Origin of the sequence: Pseudomonas wenzhouensis (genome assembly GCF_021029445.1) — a bacterium.
GTDB lineage: Bacteria > Pseudomonadota > Gammaproteobacteria > Pseudomonadales > Pseudomonadaceae > Aquipseudomonas > Aquipseudomonas wenzhouensis.
Map to the genome: position 1 here is coordinate 1,393,218 of NZ_CP072610.1, position 14,190 is coordinate 1,407,407.

The 14,190-nt window shown below is 64.2% G+C and carries 12 protein-coding genes and 1 pseudogene; 6 read left to right on the forward strand and 7 right to left on the reverse strand.

The window, feature by feature from the left end; genetic code table 11:
• Positions 1-94: 94 nt before the first annotated feature.
• The 3 genes from gcvP to J7655_RS06400 all read right to left on the reverse strand — a co-directional run bounded on the left by gcvP (position 95) and on the right by J7655_RS06400 (position 5,873).
• A complete protein-coding gene (gene gcvP / locus J7655_RS06390) occupies positions 95-2,947 on the reverse strand; it encodes an aminomethyl-transferring glycine dehydrogenase (RefSeq protein ID WP_230927048.1) in 2,853 nt (950 codons plus the stop codon).
• Between the two features lie 9 nt (positions 2,948-2,956).
• Entirely contained in the window at positions 2,957-3,340 is a 384-nt protein-coding gene (gene gcvH / locus J7655_RS06395) for a glycine cleavage system protein GcvH (RefSeq protein ID WP_230927049.1), read from the reverse strand.
• A gap of 1,015 nt (positions 3,341-4,355) precedes the next feature.
• Positions 4,356-5,873: a sigma-54-dependent transcriptional regulator gene (locus tag J7655_RS06400; RefSeq protein WP_230927050.1), complete on the reverse strand. Its 1,518-nt coding sequence runs from the start codon at positions 5,871-5,873 to the stop codon at positions 4,356-4,358.
• Positions 5,874-5,946: 73 nt separating this feature from the next.
• On the opposite strand from J7655_RS06400, the gene J7655_RS06405 reads away from it, so the two are divergent.
• Positions 5,947-6,144, forward strand: coding sequence for a hypothetical protein (locus tag J7655_RS06405; protein WP_230927051.1), 198 nt, complete (start codon positions 5,947-5,949; stop codon positions 6,142-6,144).
• Between the two features lie 144 nt (positions 6,145-6,288).
• On the opposite strand, the pseudogene J7655_RS06410 reads toward J7655_RS06405, so the two are convergent.
• A pseudogene (locus tag J7655_RS06410) lies at positions 6,289-6,985 on the reverse strand (endonuclease).
• Positions 6,986-7,171: 186 nt separating this feature from the next.
• On the opposite strand from J7655_RS06410, the gene J7655_RS06415 reads away from it, so the two are divergent.
• Positions 7,172-8,710: a type I restriction enzyme subunit R domain-containing protein gene (locus J7655_RS06415; RefSeq protein ID WP_230927052.1), complete on the forward strand. Its 1,539-nt coding sequence runs from the start codon at positions 7,172-7,174 to the stop codon at positions 8,708-8,710.
• A gap of 1 nt (position 8,711) precedes the next feature.
• Here the strand turns inward: J7655_RS06415 and J7655_RS06420 are convergent, their stop codons facing one another.
• Positions 8,712-9,110 (reverse strand): nuclear transport factor 2 family protein, encoded by a 399-nt coding sequence (locus tag J7655_RS06420; RefSeq protein ID WP_230927053.1) that lies wholly within the window; start codon positions 9,108-9,110, stop codon positions 8,712-8,714.
• 112 nt (positions 9,111-9,222) lie between these two features.
• On the opposite strand from J7655_RS06420, the gene J7655_RS06425 reads away from it, so the two are divergent.
• Genes J7655_RS06425 through zapE form a run of 3 tightly spaced genes read left to right on the forward strand, consistent with a single transcriptional unit; the run spans position 9,223 to position 11,809 of the window.
• Positions 9,223-9,813, forward strand: a complete 591-nt coding sequence (locus J7655_RS06425; protein WP_230927054.1) for a GNAT family N-acetyltransferase — start codon at positions 9,223-9,225, stop codon at positions 9,811-9,813.
• Complete coding sequence (locus J7655_RS06430) at positions 9,810-10,694, forward strand: carbon-nitrogen hydrolase family protein (RefSeq protein WP_230927055.1); 885 nt, start codon at positions 9,810-9,812, stop codon at positions 10,692-10,694. The genes J7655_RS06425 and J7655_RS06430 overlap by 4 nt, the downstream gene beginning before the upstream one ends.
• Entirely contained in the window at positions 10,691-11,809 is a 1,119-nt protein-coding gene (gene zapE, locus J7655_RS06435; protein WP_230927056.1) for a cell division protein ZapE, read from the forward strand. Before J7655_RS06430 ends, zapE begins: the two co-directional genes overlap by 4 nt.
• A gap of 1 nt (position 11,810) precedes the next feature.
• On the opposite strand, the gene J7655_RS06440 is transcribed toward zapE, so the two are convergent.
• On the reverse strand, positions 11,811-12,359 hold the full coding sequence (locus tag J7655_RS06440; protein WP_230927057.1) for an isochorismatase family protein: 549 nt from the start codon (positions 12,357-12,359) through the stop codon (positions 11,811-11,813).
• A gap of 94 nt (positions 12,360-12,453) precedes the next feature.
• Between J7655_RS06440 and J7655_RS06445 the strand changes: the two genes are divergently transcribed.
• Positions 12,454-13,428, forward strand: a complete 975-nt coding sequence (locus J7655_RS06445) for a GlxA family transcriptional regulator (RefSeq protein WP_230927058.1) — start codon at positions 12,454-12,456, stop codon at positions 13,426-13,428.
• On the opposite strand, the gene J7655_RS06450 is transcribed toward J7655_RS06445, so the two are convergent.
• On the reverse strand, positions 13,425-14,099 hold the full coding sequence (locus J7655_RS06450; RefSeq protein WP_230927059.1) for a DUF1028 domain-containing protein: 675 nt from the start codon (positions 14,097-14,099) through the stop codon (positions 13,425-13,427). The two genes, J7655_RS06445 and J7655_RS06450, sit on opposite strands and share 4 nt — an antisense overlap.
• Positions 14,100-14,190: the final 91 nt, after the last annotated feature.

Consider the following 14,190-nt stretch of genomic DNA (forward strand, 5'->3'; position numbering starts at 1 on the left):
AGGGGGAGCCGAAAGAAACGGGTTGGATGTAGCCCGGATGCAATCCGGGAGCTTTTGACAGCTTCCCTGGATTGCATCCGGGCTACGGGGGCGCTTACGCGTCCTGATACGCCTCGATGGACGGGCAGGCGCAGATCAGGTTGCGGTCGCCGTAGACGTTGTCCACGCGGCCCACCGGCGGCCAGTACTTGGCCTCGATCAGGCTCGCCAGCGGGTACACCGCCTGCTCGCGGCTGTAGGCGTGGTGCCACTCGCCAACCAGCTCCAGGGCGGTGTGCGGGGCGTTCTTCAGCGGGTTGTCGTCTTTATCCAGACGGCCCTGCTCGACCGCGCGAATTTCCTCGCGGATGGCGATCATGGCGTCGCAGAAGCGATCCAGCTCTTCCTTGGATTCGCTCTCGGTCGGCTCGATCATCAGGGTGCCGGCCACTGGGAAGGACATGGTCGGGGCATGGAAGCCGAAGTCGATCAGGCGCTTGGCCACGTCGTCGACACTGATGCCGCTGCTGTCCTTGAGCGGGCGGATGTCGAGGATGCACTCGTGCGCCACCAGGCCGCCTTCGCCGGAGTACAGCACCGGGTAGTGCTCTTCCAGACGACGGGCGATGTAGTTGGCGTTAAGAATGGCCATCTGCGACGCGCGCTTGAGGCCGTTGCCGCCCATCATGGTGATGTACATCCAGGTGATCGGCAGGATGCTGGCGCTGCCGAACGGCGCGGCGCTGACTGCACCTTCCTTGCGGGCCATGTTGGCGTGGCCCGGCAGGAACGGCGCCAGGTGCGACTTGACGCCGATCGGGCCGACGCCCGGGCCGCCACCGCCGTGCGGGATGCAGAAGGTCTTGTGCAGGTTCAGGTGGGAGACGTCGCCGCCGAACTGACCCGGGGCGCACAGACCGACCATGGCGTTCATGTTGGCGCCGTCGATGTACACCTGGCCGCCGTTGTCGTGGATGATCTGGCAGATCTCGCGGATGCCTTCCTCGAACACACCGTGGGTGGACGGGTAGGTGATCATGATCGCGGCCAGGCGATCCTTGTGCTCTTCGGCCTTGGCCTTCAGATCGGCGATGTCGACGTTGCCGCGCGCATCACAGGCAGTCACCACCACGCGCATACCGGCCATGGAGGCGGTCGCCGGGTTGGTGCCGTGGGCCGATTGCGGGATCAGGCAAATGTCGCGCTGATCGTCGCCACGGCTCAGGTGATAGGCGCGGATGGCCAGCAAGCCGGCGTACTCGCCCTGGGAACCGGCGTTGGGCTGCAGCGACACGGCGTCGTAGCCGGTGGCGGCGCAGAGCATGGCTTCCAGCTCAGTGGTCAGCTGGGTGTAACCGGCAACCTGCTCAACTGGAGCGAAGGGATGCAGGTTGCCGAATTCCGGCCAGGTGACCGGGATCATTTCGCTGGCAGCGTTGAGCTTCATGGTGCAGGAGCCCAGCGGGATCATGCTGCGATCCAGGGCCAGGTCCTTGTCGGCCAGCTTGCGCAGGTAGCGCATCAGCTCGGTTTCGCTGTGGTAGCGGTTGAACACTTCGTGCTGCAGGATCGCCGATTGGCGCAGCAGCCCCTCAGGCAGGCGGCTGGCGACTTGTGCGGCCAGGTCGCTGACGGCAGGGGCGGCCTGATCACCGGCGAACAGGTTCAGCAGGGCTGTCACAGCTGCTTCGTCAGTGGTTTCGTCCAGCGACAGGCCCAGACGCTCGGCGTCGATCTCGCGCAGGTTGATGCCGGCAGCGCGGGCCTTGGCATGCAGTTCGGCGGTCTTGGCGCCGGTCTTCATACTCAGGGTGTCGAAGAAGTGCTGCTGCTCGACGCTGTGGCCCAGCTTGGTCAGGCCCAGGGCGAGGATGGCGGTGAAGCTGTGGATGCGCTGCGCGATCTCGGTCAGGCCTTTCGGGCCGTGGTACACAGCGTACATGCTGGCGATGTTGGCCAGCAGCACCTGGGCGGTACAGATGTTACTGGTGGCCTTCTCGCGGCGGATGTGCTGCTCGCGGGTCTGCATGGCCAGGCGCAGGGCCGGCTTGCCGAAACGGTCCACCGACATGCCGACCAGGCGGCCCGGCATGTCGCGCTTGAACGCGTCGCGGGTGGCGAAGTAAGCAGCGTGCGGGCCACCGAAGCCCAGCGGTACACCGAAGCGCTGGGCGCTGCCCAGGGCGACGTCGGCGCCGAACTCGCCCGGCGGGGTGAGCAGGGTCAGGGCCAGCAGGTCGGCGGCGACAGCCACCAGGGCGTTGGCGGCGTGGAAACGTTCGACCAGGGCGCGGTAGTCGAAGATGTCACCGTTGCTCGCCGGGTACTGCAGCAGCGCGCCGAAGTAGGCGCTGGCGTCAGTGATGGCGGCTTCGTCGCCGACTTCGATATCGATGCCCAGCGGTTCGGCACGGGTGCGCAGCACGTCGAGGGTCTGCGGGTGGCAGTGCTGGGAAACGAAGAAGGTGTTGGCGGCCTTGTTCTTCGACAGACGCTTGCAGAAGGTCATGGCTTCGGCGGCAGCAGTGGCCTCATCCAGCAAGGATGCGTTGGCGATCTGCATGCCGGTGAGGTCGCTGATCAGCGTCTGGAAGTTCAGCAGCGACTCCAGGCGACCCTGGGAAATCTCCGGCTGGTACGGGGTGTAGGCGGTGTACCAGGCCGGGTTTTCCAGCAGGTTGCGCAGGATCGGGCTCGGCGTGTGGGTGCCGTAGTAACCCTGGCCGATGTAGTTCTTGAACTGCTGGTTCTTCGCGGCGATGGCCTTGATCTTGGCCAGGGCGTCGGCTTCCGACAGGCCCGGCTGCTCGCCGAGGATGCTGGTGCCCTTGATGCTCTCGGGAATCACCGCGTTGGTCAGCGCGTCGACCGAGTCATAGCCCAGCAGTTCGAGTATGGCGGCGGTGTCGGCATCGCGCGGGCCGATGTGGCGGGCGATAAATTCGTTCTGGGTATCGAGCTTGGTCATGGCGATCACTCAGGCGTCGGCGTTGGCGTTCAGCAGGCGGTCATAGCCGGCTTTGTCCAGCAGGTCGGCCAGCACGGCGTTGTCGGCCAGGCGCATGCGGAAGAACCAGGCCTTGTCCAGCGGCGACTCGTTGACCAGCTCCGGGCTGCCTTCCAGATCACCGTTGATCTCGACGATTTCGCCATCGAGCGGCATGACGATATTGCTGGCGGCCTTCACCGACTCCAGCACGGCCACTTCCTCGCCCTGGGCATAGGCCTTCACTTCCGGCAGTTGCACGTACACCACGTCGCCGAGCGCGTCCTGGGCGTAATGGGTGATGCCGACGGTAACCAGACCATCGTTGTCCAGACGCAGCCATTCGTGATCGGCGGTGAAACGCAACTCGCTCATATGAACTCCTCAAGGGCAAAGGTGGCCTGCTTCTGCGGCAGGCAACGGGTAACCCGCAACGTGGCGGGTCGACTGCAGGTGCTAGAGCAAGCTTGGTGCCATCGCCATTAAGTTCAATAAAATCAATTACTTATATGTTTTATCGGTGAATGATAAAAGCTCTGTGGAACGATATCGTTCCGAAAGTCAGCGTCGTTTCTGGCAAAGTCGAGGTCGCACCAGCGGGAATGGGGCTTTGCTCATGTCGTTACGAAATCGTTACGGCGGAATGATTTGGCTACAGGTGGGCTGTAAGCCACGCTCTGCCTGGTGTGTAGCCCGGATGTAATCCGGGAAGATCGTGCCGGCAGCCCCGGGATTCGGCAGGGTGGTGTGTGGGAGGCGCTTCAGCGGCGATTTTGTCGAGGCTGTCGCGGCTAAAGCCCCTCCCACAGCGGGTGGATGACGCTTTTGATATCCGCCGGATGATCCTGCAGGTTGTGTCAACGTTCTGTGGCTGTGCTGGTGGGCTAGAGCCCACCCTACGAACTGGTGGGCTAAAGCGGATCGCCGCCCGGCCCACCCTACGAACGAGGTGCCTGGCGCGTGGGTTAGCTTGTAGCCCGGATGTAATCCGGGAAGATCATGCCGGCAGCCCCGGGATTCGGCAGGGTGGCGTGTGGGAGGCGCTTCAGCGGCGATTTGTCGAGGCTGTTGCGGCTAAAACCCCTCCCACAGCGGGTGGATGACGCTTTTGATATCCGCCGGATGATCCTGCAGGTTGTGCCAACGTTCTGTGGCTGTGCTGGTGGGCTAAAGCGGATCGCCGCCCGGCCCACCCTAGGAACGAGGTGCCTAGCGCGGGTGGGTTAGTGGCGCTGGGCAGCGGGCGTGCTGACAACTCGGTGGTGGTGCGCCGCGTAACCCACCGGGCGATCTTCCGTGTTGAGCCAATGGTGGGTTTCGGCGCGGCGAACCCATTATGTTCATTGGGATGTATGACAGGCGCCTAACCCACCCTACGCGGCGGCAGGCATTAGAGCTTGCCGATACCGTATTTGCGCAGGCGCTTGGCGATGGCGGTGTGCGAGGTGCCGAGGCGGGTGGCGAGCAGGCGGCTGGAGGGGTGGCTGGCGTAGAGCTTTTCCAGCAGCGCTTTTTCGTACTCGTCCATGGCCTGTTCGAGGCTGCCGACCTCGCCCTGTACCCGTGGCGCCACCTCGGTCACGGCGATGTCCAGGTCGTCCATCTCCACCCAGTTGCTGTCGCAGATGGCGGCGGCGCGGAAGATCACGTTCTGCAACTGGCGCACGTTGCCCGGCCAGCGCCCGGCCAGCAGCGCCGGGAAGGTGGCTGGCGCCAGGCGGCAGGGCAGGCGCTGGATCTGTGCGCAGGCCTGGGCCATGAAATGCTGGGCCAGCAGCAGAATGTCCTGGCCGCGCTCGCGCAGCGGCGGCACGGCCAGGTTGAGCACGTTGAGGCGGTAGAACAGATCCTCGCGGAAGCTGCCTTCGGCGACCATCTTTTCCAGATCACGGTGGGTGGCGCTGAGGATACGCACGTCCACCTTCACCTCACGGTCGCCCCCGACGCGGCGGAAGCTGCCATCGCTCAAAAAACGCAGCAGCTTGGCCTGCAGGTAGGGCGACATCTCGCCGATCTCGTCGAGAAACACCGTACCCTGGTTGGCCAACTCCAGCAGCCCCGGCTTACCGCCACGCTGGGCGCCGGTGAAGGCGCCGGGGGCGTAGCCGAACAGCTCGCTCTCGGCCAGGTTTTCCGGCAGGGCGGCGCAGTTAAGCGCCAGGAAGGGCGCGGTGCGGCGCACGCTGGCGGTATGGCAGGCGCGCGCCACCAGCTCCTTGCCGGTGCCGGTTTCGCCGTGGATCAACAGCGGCGCATCGAGCGAGGCTACGCGCAAGGCACGGGCTTTGAGTGCACGGATGGCGTCCGACTCACCGAGCAGCGAGTCGAAACCCTCGGCATGGTCGTGGTGCAGCGCTGCCAGGCGCTGGCCCATGCGGCTCGGCGCATAGAGCGTCAGCAGACCACCGGTCAGGCGACCGTCTTCGGTGATCGGCTGGGCATCGAGCAACAGCGGCTGGCCGGCGAAATGCACCTCGCGCAGCGGCTGATGAAAACCGGCGGTGAGCAGCGATTGCTGCAGCGCCTCATCGGCGAACAGCGCGGCGATGCTCAGCCCTTCCGGGGCGCGGCCATACAGATCGATCAGCGCCGGGTTGGCCAGCAACACCATGGCGTGATCATCCACTGCCAGCACCGGGTCGGGCATGGCAGCCAGCAGGGCATCGAGCTGCAGGCGGCGGCGTTGACCGGGCAGAATATCCACCACCTCGACGCTCTGCACGCCATGAACCTGCAACAGGGCGCCGCGCAGCTCTTCGAGCACCTCGGCGCTCAGGGTCGGTGCGTCGATATAGACGTTTGGCGGTACCATCTCCACCGCATCGAGGTTCAGATTACGCCCGCCGAGCAGCGCCAGGACTTCCTGGGTGATGCCGACGCGGTCGATGAAACTGACGTGGATGCGCATTGATGACGGTCGAAATGGGCGAACAGGCGGCAATTATGCCTGCTCTGCCCGATATGAGGAAAAGGGCAGTGCCGTGAGCACAGAAAAACCGAGCCGCGCCGACTACCACCGTGAGCACCAGGCCCGCGCCGAAGCCGAGGCCCAGCGTCTGCTGGCGCGCAAGACCGAGTTGCAGGGGCACTGGCTGCCCTGGGTAGCGCAGGAGCTGTACTTGCTCAGCCCGCCGGAGTTCGCCAACATGGTGTGCCGCGAGTTGCAGCGCCTGGCGTGAACGGCGAGCCGCATACCAACTGTAGGAGCTGCGCCACGCAGCGAATGCGATCATTCAGGCGACAGAGAACTCAAAAGCTTCGCCCCGGGGCGGGGCTCCTACAGAAGCTTTAGGTACTTTCGACCCGCTCTGCCGAACTACGTCCTACGCGCGCTTGCGCATACAGCGGCTCATATCCACTTTGCCCACATAGGGGTTGCCCCAGCCCATCACGCAGGCAACCTGCTGGTTACGCTGGCGCTCCCAGGGTTCGGCCGGGTAGGTCTTGCTCCAGGCCTCGAACAACTGGCGATCCTGTTTCGACAGGCGCAGTTTGTAGCGGTCGGCCATATAGAAGTAGGTGCGCGCGATCATCCCGCGAATGGCGGTGCGTGGCATCACCTTGCGTGCCTTGAAATCCACCACCGTCTGGCACTGACCATATTGATGCGGCTTCTGTGGCAGCCAGGCGAAGCTGTAGTTGCTGCGGTCGCCGTTCACCTCACCTACTCGGCACCAGGTTGTGCAGGTCAGCCTCAGCCTTGCGGAATTGCGCATCGTTGGCTGCGCAGTTCTTGCGGCCGCCTTTCTGCCAGCACTGGCGCTGATGGCCGATCACCCAGGCCGGAACGATGTGTTCCCACTCGATACGCTGGGCGCGATTGGCGTTCTTGCGCGGCGTGTAGCCGCATGAGCGCAGATCGACCCGATTGCCGCTGTACTTGCAGCCGCAGTAGAACTCGGTGGCTTGCTGGGCATACAGCGGCCACGCCAGGCGCTTTGCCTCGGCGAAGGTGGCGGGTGCGGCGTGCAGGGAAAGGGCTATGAAACAGCAGAGCAGGGGCAATAGGCGTCGAATCATGGGGCGGCAGAGTAGCCGTCACGGATTGCCTTGTGAAGTTAAAACTTCATGTTTTTCAGTGGCTTATATGATGGCAGCAGGCCTTTGATAATGGCCTCTTGCCGCGCCCTGGCTCAGCCCAGCGAGGCTATTTGCGCGAGTAGTTGCTGCGGGCCGTCATACAACGGCTGGCCGGATGACAAGCGCGTGGATGAGAAGAGCGCGCGGCGCAAGTTGGCCAAATGGCTGTCGCTCAACCCGGTGAACGTCGGGCAGAAAGTCGAACTGATCGTCGAGCACTTTCGCAAGAACGTCGCCCACCTACTCGGCGGCCAGGCCAAGGCCATGGTGGTGACCAGCTCGCGCGCGGCAGCGGTGAAGTACCACCTGGCGCTGGAGGATTACTGCCAGCGGCGTGGCTATGCCAATGTGCGGGCAATGGTGGCGTTCTCCAGCGATGTGCCCTACCTTGACCCCGATCTGAAAGCGCCGCTGGCTGCCAGCCTGCCGGACGAGCATGCCTTCAACGAGCAGAACCTCAACGCCAAACTGGGCAACCAGGACATGCGTACGCTGTTCGATACGCCGCATTACCAGGTGATGATCGTTGCCAACAAATACCAGACCGGCTTCGACCAGCCCAAGCTGGTGGCCATGTACCTGGACAAGAAGATTTCCGGCGTGGAGGCGGTGCAGACGCTGTCACGGCTGAACCGTACCTATCCAGGCAAGGACAAGACCTACGTCATCGACTTCGCCAACGAGGCCAAGGAGATACTTGAAGCCTTCCAGACCTTCTACCGCGATGCGCGGATGGCCGATATTCAAGACCCGAACATCGTCTTCGACATCCGTCAGCGCCTGGATGGCATGCACCTGTACGAGCGCGCCGAGGTGGAAGCGTTCGGTGATGCCATCGTCGATCCCAAGGTCACTCACCAGAAACTCTATGCGCTGACCCAGCCGGCTACAGACCGATTCAACGGCAAGCTCAAGACCCTCACCGATGCCATCGAACAGTGGGAACGGGCTTTGCTCAAGGCCGAGGAAGCTGGCGACGAAGCAGGCGCAGCCTATGCCGATGCGCAGCGCGCGGAATACTGCAAACAGCGTGATGAGTTGCTGATCTTCAGCGAGAGCCTGTCCAAGTTCGTGCGTTGCTACGAGTACATCGCACAGCTAGTGGACCTGGGCGATCCGAGTCTTGAGGCCTTCGCCAGTTTCGCCCGCCTGCTGCGCAAACGCCTCAAGGGCATTGGTGCCGAGCAGGTGGATCTGGGTGATCTCAAGCTCAGCCATTATCGGGTCAAAGCTGGCGAGCGCCTGGATGGCGTGGCGGTTCAGGGGGAAAGCCCCGGCCTGTATGGCATCACCGACAACGGCCTGCGCGAAGCTCGCGACCGTGAGAAGAAGTATCTGACCGAGCTGATCGAGCGCCTCAACGCCGCCTTCGGCAAGGATGTTTCCGACACCGATCAGGTGATGTTGGCGCTACAGGTGTCCGAGACGCTGCGCAGCGATCCGGTGGTGATGGCACAGATTCACAACAATGATCTCGAACAGGCGCTGAAGGCTGACCTGCCGATCCGTGCCGTCGAGGCCATAGTCGGTGCCATGAGCAGCCATAACAGCATGGCGACTCGCTTGCTGAGCGATGAGCCCAGCCGCGAGTTCTTCGTCACCGTGCTCTACGAACTGCTCAAGCATGATGTGGGGGCGCAGTTACTAGGGGCTGCGCGGCAGTGACTCAGCCGACCTGAGCGATCCAGTCATTCAGGTTGTAATAGTTGCTGATGCGCGCGACCTTGCCGTTCTTGATCTCGAAGAAGGCGCCGGCCGGCAGGACGTAGGTCTGGCCGTTGGCCGGTGGCAGGCCTTCGTCGTCGGCCAGGTACTCGCCATGCACCACGAATTCGGCGGCGGCGCGGTCACCTGCGGCGTTCTGCATGACCACGATGTCGGCCAGGCGCTCGCGGTAGCAGCGGTTCATCTTGTCCATGAAAGCGGCGAAGGTGGCCTTGCCCACCTGGCGCTCGCCCTGGTTGATGTCGTGCACCACGTCTTCGGCCAGCAGGTCGAGGAAGGTGGGCATGTCACCGGCATTGAAGGCGGCGTAATAGGCCTGTACCAGTTCGGTGGCGGTCATGGCTAAGTTCCTTTCGTAGCGTGGTTAGTGGTGGGTTGGCACGCATGATAAGTTCGCGCCTTCGAGCCGGCATAGCCGCCGGCGTCACCCTGCTGCTGGCGAACGACTCCAGATGGACATCGAATTGCTCCGGGGGCCGCAGATAGCCCCCCATATCGAAGACCTGGCGCATTTGCGGATCACGGTCTTCCACGAATTTCCCTACCTCTACGACGGCAGCCTCGATTACGAGGCCGAGTACCTCGACACCTATGTGCGCAGCGCCGATAGCCTGTGCGTGCTGGTGCGTGATGAGGGGCGAGTGGTCGGTGCCTCGACGGCGCTGCCGCTGGCCGATGAAACCCTGGAGTTCCAGCAGCCGTTCCTTTCGGCTGGCTGGGATGCCGCGCGCATTTTCTACTGCGCCGAGTCGGTGGTTTTACCGGCCTGGCGCGGGCATGGCCTGGGCGTGCGCTTTTTTGCCGAGCGCGAGGCCCATGCGCGCAGGCTGGGTCGCTTTGACTGGTGCGCCTTCTGCGCCGTGCAGCGCCCGGCTAATCACCCGCGCCGGCCCGCCGACTACCAGCCGCTGGACGCCTTCTGGGCGCGCCGGGGCTATCGCCATCATCCCGAACTGCGCACCCAGTATCATTGGCGCGATCTGGACGAAGCCGAGGAGTCGGCCAAGCCCATGTCGTTCTGGCTCAAGGAACTCACCTCATGATCAAGATTGCCGCCTGCCAATATCACATCGACCTGCTGACGAGTTGGGATGCCTATGTCGCGCACCTGACCGAGCTGTGCGAGGAGGCCGCCGGGCAGGGCGCCGAGCTGCTGTTGCTGCCGGAATACGCCGGGCTGGTGCTGACAGGGCAGCTGCCGGAGGCTGAACGCAGCGATTTGCACGCTTCTATCGCGGCTATTCAGGCGCTGCTGCCGCGCTGGCTGGAACTGTGCGAGAGCCTGGCGCGGCGGTTGAATATCTACCTGCAGCCCGGTTCGCTGGCCGTGCTGGATGATGATGGCCTCTACCGCAACCGCGCCTGGCTGTTCGGCCCGGACGGCTGCCTGGGCAGCCAGGACAAGCTGATGATGACCCGCTTCGAGCTGGAGCAATGGCAGATTGCGGCCGGCAGCGGGCTTAAGGTGTTCGATACGGCGCTGGGCAAGCTGGGCATCCTGATCTGCTATGACAATGAGTTTCCGCTGCTGGCGCGCACCCTGGCCGAGGCCGGGGTCGACCTGATTCTGGCGCCCAGTTGCACCGATACCGAGGCGGGCTTCTATCGCGTGCGCATCGGCGCTCAGGCGCGAGCGCTGGAGAACCAGATCGCCGTGCTGCAGTCGCCCACGGTTGGCCTGGCACCCTGGTCGCCAGCGCTGGACGAGAACATTGGCCGCGCCGCGCTGTACGTGCCATCGGACTACGGCATGCCGGCCACTGGTGTGATCGCCGAGAGCGCGGAGCTGTGCCCCACACGCAGCCACTGGCTGTTTGCCGAGCTGGATCTGGCCGAGGTGCGCCGCGTGCGCGAGCAGGGCCAGGTATTCACCCGGCGCGACTGGCCAAAGCAGTTCGAAGGCAACCGGCTGGTGCTGCGTTGAACGCGCCAGCGGCATTGCCGGATTCGCCGCTGGCGGCTTATGAACGGGCGCTGGCGGGTGGCTTCGTCGTCGATGCCGCGCAGCGCCGCGCGGTGCAGGCGTTGCAGAGTTGCTTCGAGGCTGTGCATCGTGGTGAGCGCCCGTTCGGCGTATACCTCTGGGGGCCAGTGGGGCGTGGCAAGACCTGGCTGATGGACAGCTTCTACAACAGCCTGCGTGTGCCGGCGCGACGACAGCATTTTCATCACTTCATGCAGTGGGTGCATCGCCGCCAGTTCGAGTTGACCGGCAATGCCGACCCGTTGCGTCTGCTGGCCGAGGAGCTGGGGCGAGAGCTGCGCGTGCTGTGTTTCGACGAGCTGTTCGTCAGCGACATCGGCGATGCCATGTTGCTCGGTCGTCTACTCAGCCTGGTGGTGGAGCAGGGCGTGGTGCTGGTGGCTACTTCCAACCAGCCGCCGGATCAGCTGTATGCCGATGGTTTCAACCGCGAGCGTTTTTTGCCGGCCATCGCTGCGCTCGAAGCGCATATGCAGGTGGTGGCGGTGGACGGTGAGCAGGATCATCGCTTGCATCCTGGCGCCGAAATGCAGCGCTATTGGGTGCAGCAGCCGCAGGCGCTGGTCGAGTTGTTCGCCCGCTTGAGCGAGGGCCAGTCGGTCAGCCGTGAGCCGGTCGCGCTGAGCCACCGGCATATCGCCAATCTTGGCCATAGCCAGGCGGCGCTGTGGTGCCGCTTCAAGGATCTATGCGAGCAGCCGCTGGCTGCGCCGGATTTCATCGAGCTGTGCGAGCGCTTCCCGGCCATCCTCCTTGGCGAAGTGCCGCGCCTGGGTGGCGAGCAACGCGAGGGGCGCATCGCCCGTGGTACTGAAGATGGCGCCGCGCGGGTCGATGCCGGGGATCGGCAACTGCCGGCGCTGGCGCGCAAAGACGATGCGGTGCGGCGCTTCATCGCCCTGGTCGACGAGTGCTACGACCGCCGCGTGCCGCTGTATATCGAGGCCGAGGTGGCGCTGGATGAGCTGTACACCCAGGGCTACCTCGCGTTTGCCTTTCGCCGCACGCTCAGCCGTTTGCACGAGATGCAGCTGCAGCGCTTCGGCGCCAACTGATTCAACCTGCCAGATACTGCTCGGTGGAAACGACCTGGGCATAGGCGAAGGCCAGGGCGGCCATGTTGGCGGCGTGCACCTGAGCAGCGGCGACGGTGATGCCGTCGAACGTCTGATCGTGAGTGGCGCAGGCATCGTGAACGACCGTGGTCGCGTAACCGAAATCTGCACTGGCGCGGGCCGCAGCGGCGATGCACATGTGGCTCATGGCGCCGACCAGGGTGACCTGCTCGATGCCGGCTGCATCGAGCTGCGCCTTTAGGTCGGTGCCAAGAAAGGCGTTGACCTGATGCTTGAGCACCACGGCTTCATCGGCCTGCGGCAGCACGCTGGCATGAGTGCGCGCGCCGTCGCTTCCCGGCGCGAAGAAGGGCGCATCCTCGGCCTCGAACTCATGACGCACATGGATCACTGTGTCACCGGCTGCACGCGCGGCAGCCAGTACCCGCGCGGCATTGGCGGCGGCAGTGTGCATGCCGGCGAGCGGCCACTTGCCGTCTGCGAAATAGTCGTTCTGGATATCGATCAGGATCAGGGCGCGTTTGCTCATGGTGTTCTCCGTGGGATGATGTGCGGCCAACCTTATCGCCCTGGCGCGCCTGCGAGGATGGGCGCAGCCGACAATCTGCGGGGAAAAACTGACAATGAGCGTGCGCGGTCTGGAAATCGGTCTGTTGCGTTATCCCGGCGCCCAGTTGGCTGCCGTGCATGGCCTGGGTGACCTGTTCGAGGTGGCCAATCGCATGGCTGCCGGGCAGGGGCGTGAAGGCTTGCCCCGGCTGCGTGTCAGTCACTGGCAGGCCGATGAGGCGGGGCAGTTGCAGCGCACGTTCGACAGCCTGCCGCAGACTGACGGTGCGCCGCAGGTGGTGATTCTGCCGCCTTGTCTGGACGATGCTGCCGAGCAGCCGCTTGCGGCCTGCTACCGTGACTGGCTGCGTGAACAGCACGCTGCCGGGGTGTTGCTGGCGTCGGTCTGTGCTGGCGCCTTCGCCCTGGCCGAGGCCGGTCTACTCGATGGCCGCACCGTGACCACCCACTGGGCGCTGGCGGCGCAGATGGCCGCACGTTTTCCGCAAGTACAGGTACAGCCAGAACGTATGGTGATCGACGACGGTGATCTGATCACCGCAGGTGGTCTGATGGCCTGGACCGATCTCGGCCTGGCCCTGGTAACACGCCTGCTGGGGCCGACCATCGCTGCCGAGACCGCGCGCTTTCTGGTGGTGGATCTGAACCGTGAATCGCAGCGCCATTTCAGCAGTTTTGCGCCCAGCCTCGATCATGGCGATGCCGCAGTGCTCGGCGTGCAGCGCTGGTTGCAGGGTGAGGGTGGTGTCGAGGCGAGCCTGACGGACATGGCCACCCGCGCCGGCTTGGGCGAGCGCACCTTTTTGCGCCGCTTTCGCGCCGCCACCGGGCTGAAGCCCACTGAATACTGCCAGCAGTTACGTGTGAGCAAGGCGCGCGAACTGCTTGAGTTCAGCCGCCAGAGTATCGAGCAGGTGGCCTGGCAGGTGGGTTACGCCGACAGCGGGGCGTTTCGCAAGGTATTCACCCGTTTGGTAGGGCTGTCGCCCGGCGATTATCGGCGGCGTTTCGGCACCGCTGCACGTTAGATCGAGTCTTCCGCTGCCTTGCCAGCGGGATTGGCGCGAGTCGGCATGGCGAGAACCTCGGGCAGCACGGCGCGTGCAAAGACCCTGTGCAAACGGCGCAGTTCGGCCATCGGGTCGAGGTGATGGTCGACGCGGATATCCCACAGCGGGTACTCCTCCTGATCGACCACATAGATCACTGCCGAGGATTCGCCATGCCGGTCGCCGCCGCAGCGGTCGCCGGCTGCCAGGGCTTCGATCAGGCGCTCGATCAGCGGTTTCTTCTCGGTGTAGCGGAAGGTTTCGGCCACTGCATCGAGCACCTGCGGGCCAACCAGGCGATTACCCTGCACGGAAAACTGCTCGCCACGCAGCGAGCCGGCCCAGGGCAGGCATTTGGCCCCAGTCCAGCACAGGCTATCGCCCTGCGCGTCGATCAGCGCGCACTGGCGCAGCTCCATGCAGGGATCGGTGCTTTTGAGTCGCTGCAGCGCTTCGTGCGCGGACAAACCCTGACGCAGCAATGCCAGGCCATCCAGGCCGAGATAGGGATTGACCTGCGCCTGCGTGGCAACCGCCCCTACACCGGCTGCGGCATGGCTGAGCAGCTTGCCGACTGCCGGCATGGCGGTGGTGGCGGCAACGCCAAACTGACCGCTGCGTGGGCAGCGGGCGATGATGGAAAAGGTCATGGCAATTCCTTGACGATTTCCAGGTTAGGCCGCGCATGGCAGGTATCGTTCCGCCTGGCTGAACCGCGCGCCTGCACAATGCCGGAGGCTG